This is a genomic window from Mesorhizobium sp. WSM4313 (genome assembly GCF_002294725.1).
Classification (GTDB): Bacteria; Pseudomonadota; Alphaproteobacteria; order Rhizobiales; family Rhizobiaceae; genus Mesorhizobium.
In genome coordinates this window covers 421,781-442,349 of record NZ_NSFT01000002.1, presented here as the reverse complement: position 1 = coordinate 442,349, position 20,569 = coordinate 421,781, and the positions used below count along the sequence as shown (strand labels likewise).

General features: G+C 63.8%; 23 protein-coding genes. 21 read left to right on the top strand and 2 right to left on the bottom strand.

Features of this window, described 5'->3' with window-relative positions; translation table 11 throughout:
- Positions 1-3 precede the first annotated feature (3 nt).
- Positions 4-1,257, bottom strand: a complete 1,254-nt coding sequence (locus CK219_RS06795) for an FAD-dependent oxidoreductase (protein ID WP_095765981.1) — start codon at positions 1,255-1,257, stop codon at positions 4-6.
- 416 nt (positions 1,258-1,673) lie between these two features.
- On the opposite strand from CK219_RS06795, the gene CK219_RS06790 reads away from it, so the two are divergent.
- The 18 genes from CK219_RS06790 to CK219_RS06705 all read left to right on the top strand — a co-directional run bounded on the left by CK219_RS06790 (position 1,674) and on the right by CK219_RS06705 (position 19,039).
- Complete coding sequence (locus CK219_RS06790; RefSeq protein WP_095766199.1) at positions 1,674-2,963, top strand: imelysin family protein; 1,290 nt, start codon at positions 1,674-1,676, stop codon at positions 2,961-2,963.
- A 92-nt stretch (positions 2,964-3,055) separates the two neighbouring features.
- Positions 3,056-3,367, top strand: coding sequence for a (2Fe-2S)-binding protein (locus tag CK219_RS06785; RefSeq protein WP_095765980.1), 312 nt, complete (start codon positions 3,056-3,058; stop codon positions 3,365-3,367).
- Complete coding sequence (bfr, locus tag CK219_RS06780; protein WP_095765979.1) at positions 3,333-3,818, top strand: bacterioferritin; 486 nt, start codon at positions 3,333-3,335, stop codon at positions 3,816-3,818. Before CK219_RS06785 ends, bfr begins: the two co-directional genes overlap by 35 nt.
- A 12-nt stretch (positions 3,819-3,830) precedes the next feature.
- A complete protein-coding gene (locus CK219_RS06775; protein WP_095765978.1) occupies positions 3,831-5,432 on the top strand; it encodes a di-heme oxidoredictase family protein in 1,602 nt (533 codons plus the stop codon).
- A gap of 20 nt (positions 5,433-5,452) precedes the next feature.
- Positions 5,453-6,526 (top strand): imelysin family protein, encoded by a 1,074-nt coding sequence (locus CK219_RS06770; protein WP_095766198.1) that lies wholly within the window; start codon positions 5,453-5,455, stop codon positions 6,524-6,526.
- Positions 6,527-6,530: 4 nt separating this feature from the next.
- Positions 6,531-7,637 (top strand): DUF1513 domain-containing protein, encoded by a 1,107-nt coding sequence (locus tag CK219_RS06765; RefSeq protein ID WP_095766197.1) that lies wholly within the window; start codon positions 6,531-6,533, stop codon positions 7,635-7,637.
- A 139-nt stretch (positions 7,638-7,776) separates the two neighbouring features.
- Positions 7,777-8,532 carry a tRNA (adenosine(37)-N6)-threonylcarbamoyltransferase complex dimerization subunit type 1 TsaB gene (gene tsaB / locus CK219_RS06760; protein WP_095765977.1) on the top strand — a complete coding sequence of 252 codons (756 nt, stop codon included), beginning with the start codon at positions 7,777-7,779 and terminating at the stop codon, positions 8,530-8,532.
- Positions 8,532-9,026 (top strand): ribosomal protein S18-alanine N-acetyltransferase, encoded by a 495-nt coding sequence (rimI, locus tag CK219_RS06755; protein ID WP_095765976.1) that lies wholly within the window; start codon positions 8,532-8,534, stop codon positions 9,024-9,026. Before tsaB ends, rimI begins: the two co-directional genes overlap by 1 nt.
- 26 nt (positions 9,027-9,052) lie before the next feature.
- Entirely contained in the window at positions 9,053-9,853 is an 801-nt protein-coding gene (locus CK219_RS06750; RefSeq protein WP_095765975.1) for a lysophospholipid acyltransferase family protein, read from the top strand.
- A gap of 145 nt (positions 9,854-9,998) precedes the next feature.
- On the top strand, positions 9,999-11,408 hold the full coding sequence (gene miaB, locus CK219_RS06745) for a tRNA (N6-isopentenyl adenosine(37)-C2)-methylthiotransferase MiaB (RefSeq protein ID WP_095765974.1): 1,410 nt from the start codon (positions 9,999-10,001) through the stop codon (positions 11,406-11,408).
- 27 nt (positions 11,409-11,435) lie between these two features.
- Complete coding sequence (locus CK219_RS06740; protein WP_095765973.1) at positions 11,436-12,485, top strand: PhoH family protein; 1,050 nt, start codon at positions 11,436-11,438, stop codon at positions 12,483-12,485.
- Between the two features lie 11 nt (positions 12,486-12,496).
- Positions 12,497-12,994, top strand: a complete 498-nt coding sequence (gene ybeY, locus CK219_RS06735) for an rRNA maturation RNase YbeY (protein ID WP_095765972.1) — start codon at positions 12,497-12,499, stop codon at positions 12,992-12,994.
- Positions 12,995-13,021: 27 nt separating this feature from the next.
- Positions 13,022-14,095, top strand: coding sequence for a hemolysin family protein (locus CK219_RS06730; protein ID WP_095766196.1), 1,074 nt, complete (start codon positions 13,022-13,024; stop codon positions 14,093-14,095).
- A 12-nt stretch (positions 14,096-14,107) separates the two neighbouring features.
- Positions 14,108-14,578, top strand: a complete 471-nt coding sequence (locus CK219_RS06725) for a VOC family protein (RefSeq protein WP_095765971.1) — start codon at positions 14,108-14,110, stop codon at positions 14,576-14,578.
- A gap of 177 nt (positions 14,579-14,755) precedes the next feature.
- On the top strand, positions 14,756-16,342 hold the full coding sequence (gene lnt / locus CK219_RS06720; protein WP_095765970.1) for an apolipoprotein N-acyltransferase: 1,587 nt from the start codon (positions 14,756-14,758) through the stop codon (positions 16,340-16,342).
- A gap of 139 nt (positions 16,343-16,481) precedes the next feature.
- A complete protein-coding gene (locus CK219_RS06715) occupies positions 16,482-16,904 on the top strand; it encodes a helix-turn-helix transcriptional regulator (RefSeq protein ID WP_095765969.1) in 423 nt (140 codons plus the stop codon).
- Positions 16,905-17,066: 162 nt separating this feature from the next.
- Positions 17,067-18,332: a methionine adenosyltransferase gene (metK, locus tag CK219_RS06710; protein ID WP_095765968.1), complete on the top strand. Its 1,266-nt coding sequence runs from the start codon at positions 17,067-17,069 to the stop codon at positions 18,330-18,332.
- Positions 18,329-19,039: a tRNA (guanosine(46)-N(7))-methyltransferase TrmB gene (locus tag CK219_RS06705; RefSeq protein ID WP_095765967.1), complete on the top strand. Its 711-nt coding sequence runs from the start codon at positions 18,329-18,331 to the stop codon at positions 19,037-19,039. Before metK ends, CK219_RS06705 begins: the two co-directional genes overlap by 4 nt.
- Positions 19,040-19,079: 40 nt before the next feature.
- Here CK219_RS06705 and CK219_RS31625 read toward each other — a convergent pair whose 3' ends face one another.
- Positions 19,080-19,241, bottom strand: a complete 162-nt coding sequence (locus CK219_RS31625; protein ID WP_176476949.1) for a hypothetical protein — start codon at positions 19,239-19,241, stop codon at positions 19,080-19,082.
- Between CK219_RS31625 and CK219_RS06700 the strand changes: the two genes are divergently transcribed.
- From CK219_RS06700 to rimP, 3 genes are all read left to right on the top strand, one after another.
- The gene (locus CK219_RS06700) at positions 19,225-19,467 is read left to right on the top strand and encodes a CopG family ribbon-helix-helix protein (RefSeq protein ID WP_176476948.1); all 243 of its coding nucleotides are present in this window, start codon (positions 19,225-19,227) and stop codon (positions 19,465-19,467) included. The genes CK219_RS31625 and CK219_RS06700 overlap by 17 nt on opposite strands.
- Positions 19,464-19,751, top strand: a complete 288-nt coding sequence (locus CK219_RS06695) for a type II toxin-antitoxin system RelE/ParE family toxin (protein ID WP_095765966.1) — start codon at positions 19,464-19,466, stop codon at positions 19,749-19,751. The genes CK219_RS06700 and CK219_RS06695 overlap by 4 nt, the downstream gene beginning before the upstream one ends.
- A gap of 156 nt (positions 19,752-19,907) precedes the next feature.
- Positions 19,908-20,540 carry a ribosome maturation factor RimP gene (gene rimP / locus CK219_RS06690; RefSeq protein ID WP_095765965.1) on the top strand — a complete coding sequence of 211 codons (633 nt, stop codon included), beginning with the start codon at positions 19,908-19,910 and terminating at the stop codon, positions 20,538-20,540.
- Positions 20,541-20,569 lie beyond the last annotated feature (29 nt).

Sequence of the window (20,569 nt, the reverse complement as noted above, 5' to 3'; positions counted from 1 at the left end):
GCCCTACGCGTTGGCCCTTGCCGGTTCGTCCTGACTGAAGGCCGCAAGCGCCGCCTTCAGCGCATCCGACCCGCCTGCCACCGTTTGCGGCGTCGGCGAGAAGCCGGCGCCGAGCATCTTGCGGCCAAGCATGTGGTCGGCCGGGCGGTTGACGGATTCGATACCGAGCAGCCGGTTGCCCGCATAGTGGTAGATCGAGAACCTGTTCTCGGCGAGATCGCCCAGCACGACATGGTGATCGCCGCCTTGGGTCAGGCCCACCATCTGCAGCTTCATGTCGCCGATATCCGACCAGAACCATGGCACGGCCGAGAAGGGCTCGCCATGGCCGAGAACGGTACGTGCGGCAAGCCTGGCCTGGTCGGTGGCGTTCTGCACCGATTCCAGCCGCACGTCGCCCTCGGTGAACCAGTGCCGGTAGGAGGCCGCGTCGCCGATGGCGAGGATTTCGGGAACAGAGCTTTGCATATGCTGGTCGACGCGGATGCCGTTGCCGGTAGCCAGACCGGCGGCTTCAGCCAGTTCGACATTGGGCACCACGCCGATGCCGATGATCACCATTTGCGCCGGCAGGCGTTCGCCGCCCGACGTGATCGCGGCCGCGACGCGGCCGCCTTCGCCCTCCAGGCGGGCAATGGTGGTGCCGGTCAGGATGCGCACGCCGATCGCTTCCAGACGCTGGCGCACATGCGCGGCGATGACAGGCGCGACGGCGCGGCCGAGCAGCCGGTCGACCGCCTCGACGACGGTGACGTTGCGGCCGGCGGCTCTCAGCGTCGCCGCGATCTCCAGGCCGATGAAGCCGCCGCCGAGAATGACCACATCCTCGCTTTGCGCGCTGAGCTCGCGGATCGCCCGCGCATCGGCCAGCGAGCGTAGCGAGATCACGCCAGCAAGGCCGGCGCCGTCGACTTTGAGCAGGCGCGGCCGCGAGCCGGTGGCAAGCACCAGCCGGTCGAAGGCAAGCGTTCCACCGCCTGCGACATTCAGCCGGCTCGCGCGGGTATCGATGCTGTCGATGCGCACTCCCGGCCGGTAATCAATGTTGTTGCCGGTGTAGAAGGCTTCGCCGCGCAAGGGCTGCGGCTTGGCCTCGGCGTCCTTGATGAAGGTCTTGGACAACGGCGGCTTGTGATAGGGCAGGTCCTGCTCGTCGCCGACCAGGACAACCGGCCCTTCATAGGCCTCTTCGCGCAGGCTGGCGGCCGCCTGCACGCCGGCATGGCCCGCACCGACAATCACAACCCCGTTGGTCATCGCAATCCTTTTTGGCCAGCAAATTTAGGCCCTTGCGCCAAGTGGCGATTGTCCGTCACCGCCGCAAGGGCCGCGCATCGGGTCGCACCCAGAATGGCTGTCTGTCAATCGGGCCCAGCGAGGCAATACCGAGCTTAAAGTTGACATTTGTAGTTTAGAATAATTCTAAACTGTTGTTTCAATTGTATATTTTCTATCTCACCAGTTGACTCCCGGCCTCTCCATCGCTTTATGGAGAGCTGCACGCAAAGCGTATCCCTTTGATGTCTGGGCCTTGAACCCTTTCGATTGGAGGCAAGTGGGTGTCTTTTTATCGCGAACCGCGCATCGACGCGGCCACCATTTTTCCCGGCATGAATATGCCTCGGCGCGGGTGGGCGCCTTTTATTGAATTTCCAAAGAACTGGAGAAGGATGATGACGGCACGTAATGGCGGCAGGCTGGCTGCGATCTGCGCCACGGCTGCACTGACTGCGGCGGTGTTCGTGTTGCCGGCGAAAGCCGAAACGGACGCCAAGGCGGTGATCAAGACCTATGCCGACATCGCTTTAGCCAAATACGAGGATTCTCTGACCACTGCGCAGGCGCTGGATAAGGCGGTGGATGCGCTCATTGCCAGCCCCTCGGCAGACACGCTGAACGCCGCGCGCGAGGCCTGGAAGGCGGCGCGCATTCCTTACCAGCAGACAGAAGTCTACCGCTTCGGCAACAAGATCGTCGACGACTGGGAAGGCAAGGTGAATTCGTGGCCGCTGGATGAGGGCCTGATCGACTATGTCGCCAAGAGCTATGGCACCGAGTCGGACGAAAACGCGCTCTATACGGCCAATGTCATCGCCAACAAGGAAATCGAGATCAACGGCAAGAAGGTCGATGCCTCGAAGCTAACGCCCGAGTTCCTCTCCGGCACGCTGCAGGAGGCCGGCGGCGTCGAAGCCAATGTCGCGACCGGCTATCATGCCATCGAATTCCTGCTCTGGGGCCAGGACCTGCACGGCACCGGACCGGGCGCCGGCGAGCGACCCTATACGGATTACGACCTTAAGAACTGCACGGGCGGCAATTGCGACCGCCGCGCCGAATATCTGAAGTCCGCGAGTGATCTTCTGGTGTCCGACCTGCGGGAAATGGTTGGCAACTGGAAGGAAGACGGCGCCGCGCGCAGGAATCTGACCGACGGCGATGCGAATGCCGGCATCTCCACCATCTTCACCGGCATGGGCTCGCTCTCCTATGGCGAGCTCGCCGGCGAGCGCATGAAGCTCGGCCTGTTGCTGCACGATCCGGAAGAGGAGCACGACTGCTTCTCCGACAACACCTACATCTCGCATCTTTATGACGCGGTCGGCATCCGTGACGCCTACCATGCCAGCTACAAGCGGCTCGACGGCTCCGTGGTTTCAGGCCCGTCGGTGTCCGACATGGTGAAGGCCGCCGATCCGGCGATCGACAAGGAGCTGTCGGGCAAGCTCGACACCACCGTCGCCAAGATGGAGGCCATCCAGGCGCGTGCTCTTGCCGGCGAGGCCTATGACCAGCAGATCGCCGAGGGCAACACGGAAGGCAACGCCACCGTGCAGGCGGCGATCGACGCCCTCATCGACCAGACCAAGTCGATCGAGCGCGCCGTCGGCTCGCTCAAGCTGAACCAGATCGCTTTCGAGGGTTCCGACAGCCTCGATGCGCCCGACAAGGTGTTCAAGTAAGATCGGGCATGATCCCAAAACCGGTTTTTGGACAGGATCATGTGAAACCAGCCAAGCGGCGCCGGAACGGCGCCGTCAGCCAGAGCAAGTAGATGCTGATCTGCCATTGCAACATCATCACCGAAAAGGAGATCGAGCAGACGATCGTCGGCCTGCTGGACGAGGATCCCTGGCAGCTGATCGTCCCGGCGAAGGTCTACCACGCGATGGCCAAGCGCGGTCGCTGTTGCGGCTGTTTCCCAAATGTGGTGGAAACGATCATTCGGGTCACCGAGAATTACCACGCCCGCTCGGAGATGGGGGGCGTCGACATCGTTTCACACCTGGATCGCGTGCGAGGCTTGCGCGGCCAATACGGGAGCAGAACCCATGAAAGGCGAACCGCAGGTCATCGAGCGGCTTAATGAAGCTCTGTTTCTCGAGCTTGGAGCCGTCAACCAGTACTGGGTGCATTATCGTCTGCTCGAGGATTGGGGCTACACCAAGCTGGCAAAGAAGGAGCGGGCGGAATCGATCGAGGAAATGCATCACGCCGACCGGCTGATCGCGCGCATCATCTTCCTCGAAGGCCACCCGAACCTGCAGTCCGTCGCGCCGTTGCGCATCGGCCAGAACGTCAAGGAAGTGCTCGAATCCGATCTCGCCGGCGAATATGACGCACGCACCGCCTACAAGCGCTCGCGCGAGATCTGCCAGGACGAAGGCGATTTCGTTTCGATGAAGCTGTTCGAGGATCTTTTGGCGGACGAGGAAGGACATATCGACTTCCTGGAAACGCAGCTCGATCTGCTTGCTTCGATCGGCGAGGAAAAATACGGCCAACTCAATGCCGACTCGGCCAACGAGGCGGAGTAAGGACATGCGGGAATGCGGCGCCCCGTAGATTTTTCGCGCCGCGCGTGGCGGGCCGGGATTCACGGCTTGCCGTCCCAAATGACCCCGCGATACCGGATTTATCGCGGGGCACCGCTTTTGCTGGCGATCATGCTTTCCGCATCCGCCTTGGCCGGTGAGCCCGCCGTCCTGCCGACGAGCCGCGCCGACCTGACGCCGAAGGACCAGGCGCGGGTTCTGGCGGTCACCATGCCGACGACCGATTTCACCAGGCCGGAGCCGTTCGAGCTGATGCAGGGCGGCGCCGGCACGTCGCGCAAGGACGCCAATCGCGATGCCTTCTCGCAATCCTCCGCCAATATCACCTTCGAGGAAGAAGGAACCTTCAAGCTCGGCAACGCGCTGTTCCGCAAGAACTGGGTGTCGTCGCCATCCTCGACCCAGGCTTCCGACGGGCTCGGCCCGCTCTTCAACGAACGCGGCTGCCAGAACTGCCATCTGAAGGATGGCCGTGGCCGTCCTCCGGAAGGTGATACCGGATCGACATCGATGTTCCTGAGGCTCGCGCGCGACGCCGGCAGCGCCGAGGAGAGGGCCGCGCTCGCCGACCATATGCTGCTGAACTTTCCGGACCCGATCTATGGCGCGCAATTGCAGGATCTGGCTGTTCCCGGGCTCAAGGGCGAAGGCCGGATGCGCGTCGATTACCAGGAGCAAAAGGTCACGCTCGGCGACGGCGCCGTCGTTTCACTGCGCAAGCCGAGCTATACGATCGAAAATCTCGGCTACGGTCCGCTCGATCCGCGCACCACGCTGTCGCCGCGCCTGACGCCGCCGATGATCGGGCTGGGCCTGATCGAGCAGATCGCGCCGGCCGACATCCTTGCCCGAGCCGATCCGGGCGATCGCGACGGCGACGGCATTTCGGGCCGGCCGAACATCGTGCGCGACGAGCTGAGCGGCGCGGTGACCTTGGGCCGCTTCGGCTGGAAGGCGCAGACCGCCTCGATCCGCCAGCAAACGGCCGATGCCTTTGCCGGCGATATCGGCATCTCGACGCCGGAAATGCCCAAGCATTGGGGCGATTGCACCGAGGCGCAGAAGGATTGCCTGGTCATGCCGGACGGGGTGCAGCAACGCCTCGGCACGGCCGAGGCGCCGCCGCCGGTGATGGACCTCGTCACCTTCTATTCGCAGAATCTGGCCGTGCCGGCGCGGCGCAATCTCGACGAGCCGGACGTGCTTGCTGGCAAAAAACAGTTCTACGAGATGGGTTGCATTGCCTGCCACACGCCGAAATTCGTCACCATGCGCGGCACGCCGAACAAGGCGCAGGCCTTTCAGCTGATCTGGCCCTATTCCGACTTCCTGCTGCACGACATGGGCGAGGGCCTTGCCGATGGGCAGCGGGTGGGCGAAGCCACGGGGAGCGAATGGCGCACCCCGCCGCTCTGGGGCATCGGGCTTGCCGCGACAGTCAACGGCAATGCCTTTTACCTGCATGACGGCCGCGCCCGTACGCTTGCCGAGGCGATCCTGTGGCATGGCGGCGAGGGACAGAAGGCGCGCGACCGCTTTGTCGGCGCCGCCGCGGCCGATCGCGACGCGCTGATCAAATTCCTGGAGTCCCTATGATCTCGAAACGCGTCGCTCTGATGTCGAAACGCATGGCCCTTGCTCTTCCGTTCCTTCTGGCCGCCGTGATGCCGGCATCAGCCGCGGTCAAGGCTTCCGATGTCATCGGCCGCGCGATCGATGGCTTCGTCCGCCCCGCCTATGCCAGCCTCGATGAGCATGCGGCGGGCCTGACCAAGGCGATGCACCAGCTTTGCGAAGCGCCGTCCAAGGAGAAGCTCGAAGCGGCTCGCGCGGCGTTTTCAGGCACGGTCGAGGCCTGGTCGGTAGCCGAGATCATCGCCTTCGGACCGATCAAGGAGAACAACCGGCTGGAACGCATGCTGTATTGGCCGGACCGCAAGAGCATCGGCCTGAGGCAAGTGCAGGCCACGCTCGCATCGAAGGATGCTTCCGCCACCGATCCGGCGCAACTGGCGCAAAAGAGCGTCGCCATGCAGGGCCTAGGCGCGCTCGAATATGTGCTCTACGGCGACGGCGCCGAAAACCTTGCCGGGAAAGACGATCCTTACCGCTGCGCCTATGGTGCGGCGGTTGCCGGCAATATCGAAACGATGGCGGGCGAGGTGCGCGACGCCTGGCAAAAGCCCGGTGGCTTCGCGTCGCTCTGGGCCAATCCGGGGCCGAAGAACCCGCTCTACCGCGACGGCAACGAAGCGGTGACGGAACTGGTCGGCGTCTTCATCAACGAGCTGGAAATGATCCGCGACGTGCGGCTCAAGGGATTTCTCGGCGCGAAACCCGATGCCGACAAGCCGAAGCAGGCGATCTACTGGCGCTCGCAGAACACGACGGCCTCGCTCGTCGGAAATCTCTCCGGCATCGACCAGCTGTTCCAGGCTTCCAGGCTCGGCGACGCTCTACCCGCCGATGCGCAATGGATGGCCGAGTCCATCCACATCCAGCTCGCCAACGGCGTGACGACAGCGAAATCCGTTGCCGGTCCGATCGACAAGGCGCTCGCCGATCCGGCGCAGCGCGACAAGCTCGAGCATTTCGCGCTGATCACCTCCAGCCTGTCGACCTTGATCGGCACCAGGATGACCGCCGAGTTCGGCCTGACCGCCGGCTTCTCGTCGCTGGATGGGGATTGATGCCGTGAGAACTGTCCTCATCGACCGCCGCGATTTCCTGCGGGCCGCGGGCGTGGGCTTCGCCGCCGCCATGGCGCCGCGCGCATGGGCGGACACGCTTGCCGCGGACGCGGTGTTCGCCACGGCCTTCGTCAAGCGCGACGGCAGTTTTGGCGCCGCCGTGCTCTCCGAGGCGGGGAAAATCCTGCACACGATCGGTCTGCCCGATCGCGGCCATGACGTCACTTTCGATCCGGTGTCGAAGCGCTCGGTGGTCTTCGCCCGCCAGCCCGGCACCTTTGCGGTGGTCTTCGATCATGCCGGCCGCGACAAGCCGTTGACCATCGCCAGCATCGCCGGCCGGCATTTCTTCGGCCACGGCGTGTTCTCGCCCGACGGCGCCTTGCTCTATGCGACAGAGAACGACTTCGACAACGCGGCAGGTGTCGTGGGCGTCTATGACGCGCGGGCGAAATTCAATCGCGTCGGCGAGTTCCCGACCTACGGCATGGGGCCGCATGAATTGCTCCTGCTTGGCGATGGCCGCACTTTAGCCGTCGCCAATGGCGGCATCGAAACCCATCCCGACTATGGCCGGGCCGAGCTCAACATCGCGACGATGAAGCCGTCCTACACGCTGGTCGACCGGATCACCGGCGACCTCATCGAAAAGCACGAATTGCCGCCGGCGCTGCATCAGCTTTCGATCCGCCACATGGATCGCGACCAGGTGGGCACCGTCTGGTTCGGCTGCCAGTATCGCGGGCCGGCGACCGATCGGCCGGCGCTGGTCGGGCGCGCCGCGCGCGGCAAGGAGCTCGAGCTACTGGAGATGCCGCAGGACGTGCTCTCGGGCTTCCGCAATTATATCGGCTCGGTCGCCGCCAATGGCGCAACGGGCACCGTCGCCATCACCTCGCCGGAGGGCAATTCGCTGGCCGTCATCGATGCCGCCAGCGGACGCGTGGTCACGACAAGAGCGCTGGTCGAGGTCTGCGGCGTCGCGCCCGACGGCGCCGGCTTCATGGCGACGACCGGCGCCGGCGAGATCGTCGGTGGCGACGGCGCCACCCGTTCCGAACCGGACTATGTCTGGGACAATCACACGCTGTGCATCGCGGCCACGGCCTGACAACACCAAGATGCCGCTGTGGCGCTGAACCGAAGCCGCTTAACATTTCTCCGCCCTGGCCCTTGCGGCGGCGGCCTATGCCGGGCAGAGGGAATTGTGTTTCGATCCAGTTCGTTAACCGGCCTATGAAGCTGCCCGTATGAAGCTGCTTGCCATCGATTGCGCTGCCAATCTCTGCGCCGCCTGCGTCTATGACGCGGGCGCGGGGAAGGAGCTTGGCCGCGAAGTGCGCGACCTAGGCAAGGGGCATGCCGAGCATCTGATGGCCGTCATCGAGACGGCCTTGAAAGCCGGCGGCGTCGGCTACCCTGATCTCAACGCCGTCGCCGTCTCGATCGGACCCGGCTCGTTCACCGGCCTACGCGTCGGCGTCTCGACCGCGCGCGGCCTGGCGCTGGCGTTGAAAATCCCGGCGATCGGCGTGACGACGCTGGAAGCCCTGGCGGCGGAGGGTGCGAAAACCTTTCCCGGGCGCGCGGTGCTTGCCGCGCTCGATGCCGGGCGCGACGAAATCCACGCGGCGCTCTACGATAAAGCGTTAGCGGAGGCTTACCGACCTTCAGTGACCACGCTTTCCGGGGCAGCGACCATAGCCAACGGCGCCGATGCCGTCCTTGTCGGCACCGCCGCGCCGCAGGTTGCCCAGGCGGCAGGTCGGGCCTTCGACATCGGCCCGGTTGCCGCCACCGCCGACATCGCGACCTATGCCAGGCTGGCGTCGGCCAGAGGGCCGGGCGAAAAGCCCAAGCCGCTCTATCTGCGCGGCGCCGACGCCAAGCCGCAGGCGGGCTTCATTCTTCCAAGACAGGACAATGGCCCAAAGGAAGACCATGATCCCAAAAAGGGGGAGGCGGTTTTGCGGAAAAGTCGTGGTCCAAAAGGAAACGACGCCTGATGCGCATACCGTTCTTTCAGCCGCGCCGCAGGGACTATGCGCTGGAGCCGCTGACGGTTGCCGACAGCGCCGCCGTCTCGGAACTGCATCGCGAGGATTTCGTGCGGCCCTGGACCGATGGCGAGTTCGCGGCGCTGCTCGAACAGGACACGGTGTTCGGCTACGCCGCGCGCGAGACAGGGCAGGGATCGAAACCTCCGGTCGGTTTCGTGCTGGCGCGGCTCGCGGCCGGCGAGGGTGAGATCCTGACCGTGGCCGTCGCCCGCACGCATCGCCGGCAGGGTCTTGGCTGGCAATTGATGGATGCGGTGCTGCGCGAGCTTCATGCGCAGCGCGCCGAAGCGCTCTTCCTCGAGGTCGACGAGACCAATGCGCCGGCGATCGCGCTTTATCGCAGGCTCGGCTTCATCCAGGTCGGTCACCGCCCGAACTATTACCGTTCGACCGAGCACGGTCCGACCGGCGCGCTTGTCATGCGCCGCGATCTTCGCTAGCCAGTCCGCGCGATAGGGCGGAGCGAATGATCAAGAAATTGCGGATTTTCCTGGCGCTCTTCTATGTCATCATCTGTTCACTGGTGCTGGTGCCGCTGCAGATCCTGTCGATGAAGACGGGACTCTGGCCCGAGACCTTCATCCTGAAAATCTGGCACCGCATGATCCTGAGGGCGCTGGGCATGCGGGTGCATGTGAAGGGGGCGCTGGCCAGGGAACGTCCGCTGCTGATCGCGGCCAACCATATCTCCTGGACCGACATCATGGTGCTCGGCTCCTTTGTCGATGTGAAGTTCATCGCCAGGGCCGATATGGAAGGCTGGCCGCTGATCGGCATGCTGTCCAAGTTGCAGCGCACGGTCTACATCGAGCGCGAGCGCAAGCGCACCTCCGGCGACCAGGCGAGCGAGATCGCCAAAAGGATGGCAAAAGGCGACGCCATGGTGCTGTTCGCCGAAGGTTCGACCGGGGACGGCAACCTTGTGCTGCCGTTCAAGAGCACGCTCTTCGGCGCCGCCTCGATGGCGATTTCGGAAGGTGCGGCGGACCAGGTCTTCATCCAGCCCTTGGCGATCGCCTATACGCGCCTGCATGGCATGCCGATGGGCCGCCGCCATCGGCCGATGTCCGCCTGGATCGGCGATCAGGATTTGATGCCGCACCTGAGAACCCTGCTTGCCGAAGGCGCGATCGATGCCGAGGTGCATTTCGGCGAGCCTGTGCCGTTCTCCAAGGGCTCGAACCGCAAGGAAACGGCACGGCTGATGGAAGCCAGGGTGCGCGAGATGATGCAGGCCGTCCTCGCCGATCCGGCCAAGAGCCGGTAGCCGATGCATTTTGCCCAAAGTGCATAGCGGTTTTGGGATAACGACATACATAAAGAAAAAAGACCTGAAGCGCGTCCTGTCGGGACGACCTGCTTCGGGCAGATTCGTCTGTTTTTTGTCACGGAAAGGCGCTAGAAGCCGCCCGATGGAATTGAACACGATTGAAAGCCACGACATCGGCGCTGCCGCCGAGCACTCGGCCGGCACGGACCGGGCGGCAAAAAAGGTCTTCGTCAAGACCTATGGCTGTCAGATGAATGTCTACGATTCCCAGCGCATGACCGATGCGCTGGCCGCAGACGGCTATGTCGCCACCGACGCCGTCGAAGATGCGGATCTTGTGCTGCTCAACACCTGCCATATCCGCGAAAAGGCGGCGGAAAAGGTCTATTCCGAGCTTGGCCGCATTCGCGACATGAAGGCCGAACGCGCCCAGGCTGGCCGCGAGCTCCTGATCGGTGTCGCCGGCTGCGTGGCGCAAGCCGAGGGCGCCGAGATCATCCGCCGCTCGCCAGCGGTCGATCTGGTCATCGGCCCGCAGACCTATCACCGGCTGCCCGACGTCCTGGCGAGGGTCCGTGGCGGCGAAAAGATCGTCGAGACCGAATACGCCGTCGAGGACAAGTTCGAGCATCTGCCGCAGCCGAAGCGCGCCGAGCTTGCCAGGCGTGGCGTCACTGCTTTCCTGACGGTGCAGGAAGGTTGCGACAAGTTCTGCACCTTCTGCGTGGTGCCTTACACGCGCGGCTCCGAGGTTTCGCGCCCGGTGGCGCAGATCGTCGCCGAGGCCGAGCGCCTGGCCGAGGCCGGCGTGCGCGAGGTGACGCTGCTCGGCCAGAACGTCAACGCCTGGCACGGCATCGGCGAAAATGGCGAGGAATGGGGTCTTGGTCGCCTGCTGTTTCGTCTGGCGGAAATCCCCGGCCTGGCGCGGCTGCGCTACACCACCAGCCATCCGCGCGACATGGACAACGAATTGATCGCCGCGCATCGGGACCTGCCGGCGCTGATGCCCTATCTGCATCTGCCGGTACAGTCGGGCTCCGACCGGATTTTGAAGGCGATGAACCGGCGCCATACGGCGCGCGACTATCTGGCGCTCATCGAGCGCATTCGCGCCGCCCGCGCCGATATCGCCATGTCCGGCGACTTCATCGTCGGCTTCCCCGGCGAGACGGATGAGGATTTCGAAGCGACACTGAAATTGGTGCGCGAGGTGAACTATGCCTCGGCCTTCTCGTTCAAATATTCGCCGCGCCCCGGCACACCGGGCGCCGAAATGGATGGCCATGTCTCGGAAGCGGTGAAGGACGAGCGTCTGCAGGCTCTGCAGGCTCTGCTTCTCAGGCAGCAGCAGGATTTCGGCTTGAGTCTGGTCGGCAGGACCATCGGCACGCTGATCGAGAAGCCTGGCCGGCAGGCAGGGCAGAAAGTTGGCCGTTCGCCTTGGCTGCAGCCCGTTATTGTTGACGACAAGGCCGGCGGAATCGGTGACATTATCGACGTACGAATCACAAGGACCGGCTACAATAGCCTGTTCGCCGAACTGGCCTGACGGGCCTCGGCAGATGAGGAGAGACGGTTGAGCGCTGCTGAACTGAAGAATCCGCCCCCGAACCAGGCGTCCGGGGCTTCCGACATGGCGCACATCGTACTGACCTTCGACAACAACAAGCTTGCCAGCGCCCTTTACGGTCAATTCGACGAGAATCTGGCCCGGCTCGAGCAGAAGCTCGGCGTGGATATCCGTTCGCGCGGCAACCAGCTTGCGATCAAAGGCTCGGCTCCGGCCGCCGAGCAGGCGCGCCGGGCGCTGGATACGCTCTACGGCATCCTGCAGAAGGGCGTCGACATCGGCCAGTCGGACGTCGACGGCGCCGTGCGCATGGCGATTGCCGCCGACGACCAGCTGACGCTACCCACGTTGGAGCGCAAGGGCAAGGTTTCGGCCGCTCAGATCGCGACGCGCAAGAAGACGATCTATGCCCGGTCGCTGACGCAGGACGCCTATATGCGGGCGCTGGAGCGCTCGGAAATGGTCTTCGGCATCGGCCCGGCCGGCACCGGCAAGACCTATCTGGCGGTCGCGCATGCGGCCATGCTGCTCGAACGCGGCATGGTTGAGCGCATCGTGCTGTCGCGCCCGGCCGTCGAGGCCGGCGAGCGGCTGGGCTTCCTGCCCGGCGACATGAAGGAGAAGGTCGACCCCTATCTGCGGCCACTCTACGACGCGCTCTACGACATGATGCCGGCCGACAAGGTCGAGCGCGCGATCGCCGCCGAAGTCATCGAGATCGCGCCATTGGCCTTCATGCGCGGCCGCACGCTGGCGCATGCGGCGGTGATCCTCGACGAGGCGCAGAACACCACGCCGATGCAGATGAAGATGTTCCTGACCCGTCTCGGCGAGAACTCGCGCATGATCGTCACCGGCGATCCCACCCAGATCGACCTGCCGCCCAACACCAAGTCGGGGCTGGTCGAGGCGCTGCGCATCCTCGACGGCGTGCCGGGCATCGTCACGGTCCGCTTCAACGAAGGCGACGTGGTGCGCCACCCGCTGGTCGCCGAGATCGTCAAGGCTTATGACCGCGACGGCAAGCTGGCGCGAGGCCTCGGCGCCGAAAGCTGATCAAAGGCCGCATGGCTGCAGACAACAAATCCTCTGCCGGAACCCCGGTCGACATCGATATTTTCGTCGAGGCCGGCGCTTGGCCCGCGGAAGCCGAGTTGACGCGTCTGGTCGAGCGCGCCGTTGCGGCCGCTTTTGCCGAGACCGGCGCGGGCGGCGCTTCCGAGCTCAGCGTCGTTTTTTCCGACGATGCCCATATCCAGGCGCTCAATGCCGAATGGCGCGGCAAGGACAAACCCACCAACGTCTTGTCTTTCCCGGCTTTTTCGTTTTCGAAAGGCGGCAAGCTGCCGCCGATGCTGGGCGATATCGTGCTGGCTTCCGAGACGGTGTCTCGCGAGGCGGCCCTGGAAGACAAGCCGGTTGCGAACCATATCACCCATCTCGTTATCCATGGCCTGCTGCATCTTTTGGGCCATGATCATGAGACCGACGCCGAGGCCGAGGAGATGGAAGCGATCGAGCGCGCGGCGCTTGCGAGACTTGCCATTCCTGATCCCTACGCGTAACAAAAAAGCTCAATTGACCCGATGGCGATGAACGACACACCAGAAACTGCCGCCCGTCCGGACGCCGGCAGTGCTGCCAAGTCTTCCGAAAAGACGGAAGAAGGCTCAAGTCCGAGTATTCCGACCGGCAGCGCGGCCGCTGAGCCGCAGCATGCCGGTCCTTCCCTTGTCGACCGCGTGCTTGGCCTGTTCCGGCACCGCAACGGCACCAGCCTGCGCGAGGAGATCGCCGGCGCGCTTGCCGAAACGGCGACCGATGCCGGCGCCTTCTCGCCCGGCGAACGCGCCATGCTCAACAACATCCTGCGCCTGCGCGAAGTCCGGGTGGAGGACGTCATGGTGCCGCGCGCCGACATCGAGGCAGTCGAGATCAACACGACGCTTGGCGATCTGCTTGGGCTGTTCGAGCAGTCCGGCCATTCGCGCATGCCGGTCTATTCCGAGACATTGGACGATCCGCGCGGCATGGTTCACATTCGCGACGTGCTCGCCCACATCACCAAGCTCGCCCGCGTCAAGAAGGGCCGCAGCAGAGCGAAGACGCCGGTGTCGACCGCGCTCGACCTTGCTCAGGTCGACCTTGCGCGCACCATCGGCGATCTCAGCCTGATCCGTCCGGTTCTGTTCGTGCCGCCCTCGATGCTTGCCTCCGACCTGATGGGGCGCATGCAGACGACCCGCACGCAGATGGCGCTGGTCATCGACGAGTATGGCGGCACCGACGGCCTCGCCTCGCTGGAGGATATCGTCGAGATGGTGGTCGGCGACATCGAGGACGAGCATGACGACGACGAGCCGATGATCACGCAGACCGGCGACGGCGTCTTCGTCGTCGACGGCAAAGCCGAGATCGACGAGGTCGCCAAGATGATCGGCGAGGATTTCGCCGCCGGCGAGCATGGCGAATATGTCGACACCATCGGCGGCATGATCTTCAACACGCTCGGCCGCGTCCCCGCTCGCGGCGAAGTGGTGCAGGCCATCCCAGGTTTCGAGTTCCACGTGCTCGACGCCGACCCGCGCCGCGTCAAGCGCGTGCGCATCGTGCAGAGCCAGAAAGGCGAGCGTCGCCGCCGCGCCGCGCGCACCGAGCAGGCCTGATACCGTCGCGACATGCCCGTCGACGATCCTTTCAAGCATGCCGTTCTCGGCTCAGGCGTCTTCTATAAAGATCCGCGCGCCGCATTGACCTGGCTGCAGGCGGCCTTCGGCTTCGAACCGAGCATGGTGGTGAGCGACGCCGACGGCCGGCTTGTCCACGCCGAAATGCGTTTCGGCGACGGCTACATCATCGTCGATTGCGAATGGGCCGAGCATGTCGCCAGCCCGGCCTCGGTCGGCGGCAAGAACACCCAGGCCGTCTATATCCGGCTACGGCAAGATCTCGACGCTCATTGCGAAAAGGCGCGTGCGGCCGGCGCGGAAATTCTTCAGGGACCGACGGATCATTTCTACGGCGAGCGCCAATACCGCGCCCGCGATCCCGAGGGTCATGTCTGGACGTTCAGCCAGACCGTGCGCGTTGTCCCGAAGGACGAGGCCGAGCGGCTGAGCGGCCTGCGGATCGAGGGCTGGCACAACTGAGCATTTTGCAGCCAAGCGGAATCGCTTGGCGTTGCAGAAATGCGGCTAAGGCAAAGAGCTGTGGCGGGATACCGATATAGCGCGACGGCGCATCAGGCTGCGCTTATCTGGGTTTGGATCGGGTGACGCAGCCTGTTAAACCTCTAGCTCCCTGATTCGCGCGACTTGGGAAGCTTGATGCAGCGCTTTGCCGGCCGGATAATTCTGCTGTGGGGGTGGCGGCGGGCTCTGGTGGCGTTTGCCGCCGGAGCGCTGGCGGTGCTTGCCCAGGCGCCTTATGATTTCTTCGCCGTCTGCTTCGTTTCGTTCCCGGTCCTTGTCTGGCTGCTCGACGGCGCCACCGGCGAGGCGTCGGATGGCTGGTTGAGGCGCCTGAGGCCGGCCTTCGCCACGGGCTGGTGGTTCGGCTTCGGCTATTTCCTGGCCGGTCTCTGGTGGATCGGCCAGGCATTGCTGGTCGAGGCCGATACGTTCGCCTGGGCCTTGCCCTTCGCCGTTGTCGGCATCCCGTTCGCGCTGGCCTTCTTCTATGGTTTCGCCACGGTTGTGGCGCGGCTGTTCTGGAGCAGCGACATTGGTCGTATCGCAGCGTTAGCCTTCGGCTTCGGGCTCGCGGAATGGCTGCGCGATTTCCTCTTCACCGGCTTCCCGTGGAATGCCGTCGGCTATGCCGCAATGCCGGTGCCGCTCCTGATGCAGAGCGTATCGGTGACCGGCATGAGCGGCATGAATGCGCTCGCGGTCTTTGTCTTTTCGCTTCCGGCGCTCATCGCCGCGCGCCGCCATCTCAAGCTCGGCCTCGCCTTGTTCGTGATCCTCGTCGCCGCCCATGTCGGCTTCGGCTATGTCAGGCTTGCGGCACCGGTCGAATCGAGCCGCGCGATCGACGTTCGCATCGTCCAGCCGGCGGTCGATCTCAGCGAGAAGTGGGATGCCTCGGTGCGCGACCGCATCTTCGCGACTTTGCTGGGGATATCGGGGAAAGCGCCGGAACAGGGCCATGCCAAGCCGCAGCTTATCCTGTGGCCGGAGACATCGGTGCCGTTCCTTTTCACCGAGCGTCCGGACGCGCTGACGGCGCTGGGCGACATGCTGGCCTACGGTCAGATGCTGATAGCCGGTGTCGTGCGCGAAGAGGGCGGATCGGCCAATGCCGGCAGCCGCTATTACAATTCCGTCGTGGCGATCAACGACAAGGGCGAGATCGTCGATGCCGTCGACAAGGTGCATCTGGTGCCCTTCGGCGAATATCTGCCCTTCGCTGACCTGTTCGAACGCTTGGGCATAGGCCAGCTTGTTGCCGGGCCGATGAATTTCGCCGCCGGCAATGAACGCCATCCGATCGGCGTTCCGGGCGGCCTGCGTGCCGCTCCGTTCATCTGCTACGAGGTGATTTTTCCCGATCTCGTTGCTGCTGACGCTGCATCCGCCGACTTGATTGTGAACGTCACCAACGATGCATGGTTCGGCGACACTCCGGGCCCGTATCAGCACTTCAGGCAGGCGCAGATTCGCGCAGCGGAGAATGGAATGCCTCTGTTGCGCGCAGCTAACAATGGCATATCGGCCGTCGTCGATTCGCGCGGGCGCATTGTCGATGCGCTTGCCGTCGACGCGCGCGGCGCTATCGACGCGCATGTGCCCGTTTCTGGGCGCTTCCTCCTGCCCGCCGAACAGCGACGCATTAACGGATTGCTGATCATGTTGCTGTTTGCGCTGATTGCCTTCACATTGAATGTAAGGCAGCGGCTACGGGTGAATTGACAGTCGGCACATTAGAAACTCATACTGTAACGCCTAAAATTTTCTCGAAGTCGGTTGGAGGGTTCTGTTGGGGCAGGTGGCTCCGGCTTCATATGGGCGGAACAAATAGAAAAAGCCGGAAAAATTCGGCGAGGAAAAAATGACAGAAGAGAACAAGAAGAAGCCGAATCCGATCGACATCCATGTCGGGAGCCGCATCCGGCTGCGTCGCAATATGCTTGGAATGAGCCAGGAAAAGCTGGGTGAAAATCTCGGCATCACCTTTCAGCAGATCCAGAAGTACGAGAAGGGCACAAACAGGGTTGGCGCCAGCCGCCTGCAGGCGATCGCCTCCATCCTGAGCGTTCCTGTCGCCTTCTTCTTCGAGGATGCCCCGGGCGAGGAGGCCGCCGGCGGCACCAGGGGATTTGCCGAAGACTCCTCGATGGCGTTCGCCATCGAATTCTGCGGCAGTCCCGAGGGTCTCCAGCTCAACCGGGCCTTCGTCAAGATCGGCGACGTCAAGGTGCGCCGCAGGATCATCGATCTGGTGAAGGCACTTTCCGCCGAGGACGCCGATTGATTTGCCTGATGCCGCCGGCGGTTTCATGCCGCCGGTGGCATAGCCGACCTTGCCTACATTCATGCCAGATCCGTCGCGCCGCTTGACGAGCGGCGCCCGGCACCGCTAACACGTGGCGCGCCAAAATCGGCAGCTTGCCGATCTTTTCAAGAGGGGACACCCGTGACGCGGCAGAACTATCTCTTCACCTCGGAATCCGTCTCCGAGGGTCATCCCGACAAAGTCTGTGACCGTATCTCCGACGAGATCGTCGATCTGGTCTATCGCGAAGCCAAGAAGACGGGCATGGATCCGTGGAAGGTGCGCGTTGCCTGCGAGACGCTGGCCACCACCAACCGCGTCGTCATCGCCGGCGAGGTCCGCGTCCCGGACACGCTTTTGAAGAAGGACAAGGCGGGCAACGTCCTCAAGGACGCGTCCGGCCACCCTGTGGTCAACCCGGCCAAGTTCAAGTCGGTCGCCCGCAAGGCGATCCGCGAGATCGGCTACGAGCAGTCCGGCTTCCACTGGAAGACCGCCAAGATCGACGTGCTGCTGCATGGCCAGTCGCCCGACATCGGCCAGGGCGTCGACAATGCCGCCGACCGCCAGGGCGAGGAAGGGGCCGGCGACCAGGGCATCATGTTCGGCTACGCCTGCCGCGAGACGCCCGACCTGATGCCGGCGCCGATCTATTACAGCCACAAGATTCTCGAACTGCTGGCAGCGGCACGTCATGAAGGCAATGGCGAGGCCGGCAAGCTCGGTCCGGACGCCAAGAGCCAGGTCACCGTGCGCTATGCCGACGGCAAGGCGGCGGAAGTCACGCAGATCGTGCTCTCCACCCAGCATCTCGATGCGAACTGGGACTCCAAGAAGGTCCGCAAGGTGGTCGAGCCCTATATCCGCGAGGCGCTTGGCGACTTGAAGATCGCCGAGGACTGCAACTGGTACATCAACCCGACCGGCAAATTCGTCATCGGCGGGCCTGACGGCGATGCCGGCCTCACCGGCCGCAAGATCATCGTCGACACCTATGGTGGCGCAGCCCCCCACGGCGGCGGCGCCTTCTCGGGCAAGGACACCACCAAGGTCGACCGTTCGGCCGCCTATGCGGCGCGCTATCTTGCCAAGAACGTGGTGGCGGCCAAGCTTGCCGACCGCTGCACCATCCAGCTCTCCTACGCCATCGGCGTCGCCCAGCCGCTGTCGGTCTATGTCGACCTGCACGGCACCGGCAAGGTGGACGAAGCGAAGCTCGAGGATGCCCTGCGCAAGGTGATGGACCTGTCGCCGTCGGGCATTCGCCGTCATCTCGACCTTAACAAGCCGATCTATGCAAAAACCTCGTCCTACGGCCATTTCGGTCGCAAGGCCGGTCGCGACGGCTCCTTCTCCTGGGAAAAGACCGATCTTGCCAAGGCGCTCAAGGACGCCGTCGCCGCCTGACGCCAGCGGACGCAAAGGATAGGCCGAGCCGGGCGACCGAAGGATTCTTCGGTCGCCGGCACGGCAAGACTATCCGCCCGCAGCAGGCGATCGCCCTCGAAAGCGGCCTGCGCCAATACCGGATCGACCTGACGGCGCAAGCGCCGGCCGATCTCAGGGCCTTGTTCAAGGCACCGGTCTCGACGCTCCAGCTGGAAATCGGCTTCGGCGGCGGCGAGCATCTCCTGCATCGCGCGACGGAAGCGCCGAGAACCGGTTTCATCGGCGTCGAGCCTTTCGTCAACGGCATGGCCAAGATGATGACGGCGCTCGGCAAGGCGCCGCTTGGCAATCTCAGGGTCTATGACGACGACGCCACGCGGCTGCTCGACTGGCTGCCGGAAGCCTCGCTCGACGGCATCGACCTGCTCTATCCCGATCCGTGGCCGAAGAAGAAGCACTGGAAGCGGCGTTTTGTCGGCGTCGCCAATCTCGCGCGCTTTGCCCGGGTGCTGAAATCCAATGGCAGGTTCCGCTTCGCTTCCGACATCGACAGCTATGTGAACTGGACGCTGCTTGCCTGCCGCGAACACGGCGCCTTCGCATGGCAGGCCGAGGACGCTGCCGACTGGCACCAGCCCTATGACGGCTGGCCAGGCACCCGCTACGAGGCCAAGGCCATCCGCGAAGGACGGCGGCCCGCCTATCTGACCTTCATCCGGAAATAGACGGAGATATCCAGGCACCAAGGTGTCGTAATCAGCCGCTCTAGAAGCGGCCGATTCGGTCGAAAGCGGCCGGATCGATGCCGAGATTCTTCAGGTCGCTGCGTCGCCGCTCCGCCTCACGACGTGCGGAATTGACGAACCACTTTGGTTCCACCACATTCACAATGAACCAGAATGGAGACACGATGATGAGCGCCTTCACCGTACGGCTTCCGGATGAGACTGTGGCCAAGCTGGACCAACTGGCTGAAAAGGTGGATCGCTCTCGTTCCTACGTCGCCGCTCAAGCGATCGAAGACTATGTTGCCAGGGAAGAATGGCAGCTTGCCGAGATCGAGGCCGGCCTTGACGAAGCCGATCGAGGAGAATTCGCAAGCGAGAAGGATTTGGCCGGCGTCATAGCGAAATACGTCAAGTCCGAACGATGAAGCGGATCCGCTGGACCCAGCGCGCCGTGCGCCGTCTCGACCAGATTGGCGCTTTCATCGAAAAGGACAATCCAACGGCCGCGGCACGAGTGGTTGCCCGTATCGTTTCCTGTGCAGACAATCTCGCCGAGCAACCCGCCATGGGGCGGGTCGGGCGGGTGAAAGGGACACGAGAACTGGTCCTCGCTGATGTCCCCTACATAATTCCCTACCGTGTTATCGGCGAGGAGATCGAGATACTCACCGTGATGCATGCGGCCCAACGATGGCCGCGCCAGTTGTAGACACCACCGCTGGCCTTGTGCCTCAAGGCTTGAAACGCCGGCGGCAATCGTCTATATCAACTTCAAATTCTTGGTCGGTATGACGAAGAGTGGGTCCACCCGGTCCCGCTCTTTTTTGTTACCTGCCGGCCGGAAGCAAAAAGCGACAGGGATCTGATGACTGCAGCGGCAAGCGAGGCCGACGACCGTATCATCCGCGAAAGCGGTATCGATGCGCGCATTGCGCTGATCGTGCAGCCGGTGCTCAAGGCCATCGGCTTCCGGCTCGTGCGGGTGCAGTTGACCGGCCAGAACGGGCTGACGCTGCAGATCATGGCCGAACGCGAGGACGGCACCATGACGGTCGCGGATTGCGAAGAGGTCAGCCGCGCCGTGTCGCCGGCGCTCGATGTCGATGATCCGATCGAAAAGGCGTATCATTTGGAAGTTTCCTCGCCAGGCATCGACCGGCCGCTGGTGCGCAAGTCGGATTTCACCGCCTGGACCGGCCATCTGGTCAAGCTGGAGACATCGGTTCTTGTCGGCGACCGCAAACGCTTCAAGGGCAAGATCGCCGAGGCGGATGCCGATGGCATCCTGATCGAGCGCGACAAGGCGGCCTATGGCGAAGAGCCGACGGTGCGCGTGCCTTACGACGCGATCGCCGAGGCCCGGCTGGTGCTGACCGACGATCTCATCCGCGATGCCCTGTCGAAGGACAACCGGGCGCGCAAGGAAGCCAAGAAGCGCCGTGGCGAAGCGGAAGACGCCGCCGATGGCGAGGAAAATGAAACCGAACAGGAAAGTTGATTGAGTAGCCGGGCCGTATGCCCGGCGCG

Bases quoted from the DNA above. Each gene is read 5' to 3' on its own strand.
- CK219_RS06795 (WP_095765981.1), bottom strand. From the start codon at position 1,257: ATGACCAACGGGGTTGTGATTGTCGGTGCGGGCCATGCCGGCGTGCAG.
- CK219_RS06790 (WP_095766199.1), top strand. From the start codon at position 1,674: ATGACGGCACGTAATGGCGGCAGGCTGGCTGCGATCTGCGCCACGGCT.
- CK219_RS06785 (WP_095765980.1), top strand. From the start codon at position 3,056: ATGCTGATCTGCCATTGCAACATCATCACCGAAAAGGAGATCGAGCAG.
- bfr (WP_095765979.1), top strand. From the start codon at position 3,333: ATGAAAGGCGAACCGCAGGTCATCGAGCGGCTTAATGAAGCTCTGTTT.
- CK219_RS06775 (WP_095765978.1), top strand. From the start codon at position 3,831: ATGCGGCGCCCCGTAGATTTTTCGCGCCGCGCGTGGCGGGCCGGGATT.
- CK219_RS06770 (WP_095766198.1), top strand. From the start codon at position 5,453: ATGTCGAAACGCATGGCCCTTGCTCTTCCGTTCCTTCTGGCCGCCGTG.
- tsaB (WP_095765977.1), top strand. From the start codon at position 7,777: ATGAAGCTGCTTGCCATCGATTGCGCTGCCAATCTCTGCGCCGCCTGC.
- rimI (WP_095765976.1), top strand. From the start codon at position 8,532: ATGCGCATACCGTTCTTTCAGCCGCGCCGCAGGGACTATGCGCTGGAG.
- CK219_RS06750 (WP_095765975.1), top strand. From the start codon at position 9,053: ATGATCAAGAAATTGCGGATTTTCCTGGCGCTCTTCTATGTCATCATC.
- miaB (WP_095765974.1), top strand. From the start codon at position 9,999: ATGGAATTGAACACGATTGAAAGCCACGACATCGGCGCTGCCGCCGAG.
- ybeY (WP_095765972.1), top strand. From the start codon at position 12,497: ATGGCTGCAGACAACAAATCCTCTGCCGGAACCCCGGTCGACATCGAT.
- CK219_RS06730 (WP_095766196.1), top strand. From the start codon at position 13,022: ATGAACGACACACCAGAAACTGCCGCCCGTCCGGACGCCGGCAGTGCT.
- CK219_RS06725 (WP_095765971.1), top strand. From the start codon at position 14,108: ATGCCCGTCGACGATCCTTTCAAGCATGCCGTTCTCGGCTCAGGCGTC.
- lnt (WP_095765970.1), top strand. From the start codon at position 14,756: ATGCAGCGCTTTGCCGGCCGGATAATTCTGCTGTGGGGGTGGCGGCGG.
- CK219_RS06715 (WP_095765969.1), top strand. From the start codon at position 16,482: ATGACAGAAGAGAACAAGAAGAAGCCGAATCCGATCGACATCCATGTC.
- CK219_RS06700 (WP_176476948.1), top strand. From the start codon at position 19,225: ATGATGAGCGCCTTCACCGTACGGCTTCCGGATGAGACTGTGGCCAAG.
- CK219_RS06695 (WP_095765966.1), top strand. From the start codon at position 19,464: ATGAAGCGGATCCGCTGGACCCAGCGCGCCGTGCGCCGTCTCGACCAG.
- rimP (WP_095765965.1), top strand. From the start codon at position 19,908: ATGACTGCAGCGGCAAGCGAGGCCGACGACCGTATCATCCGCGAAAGC.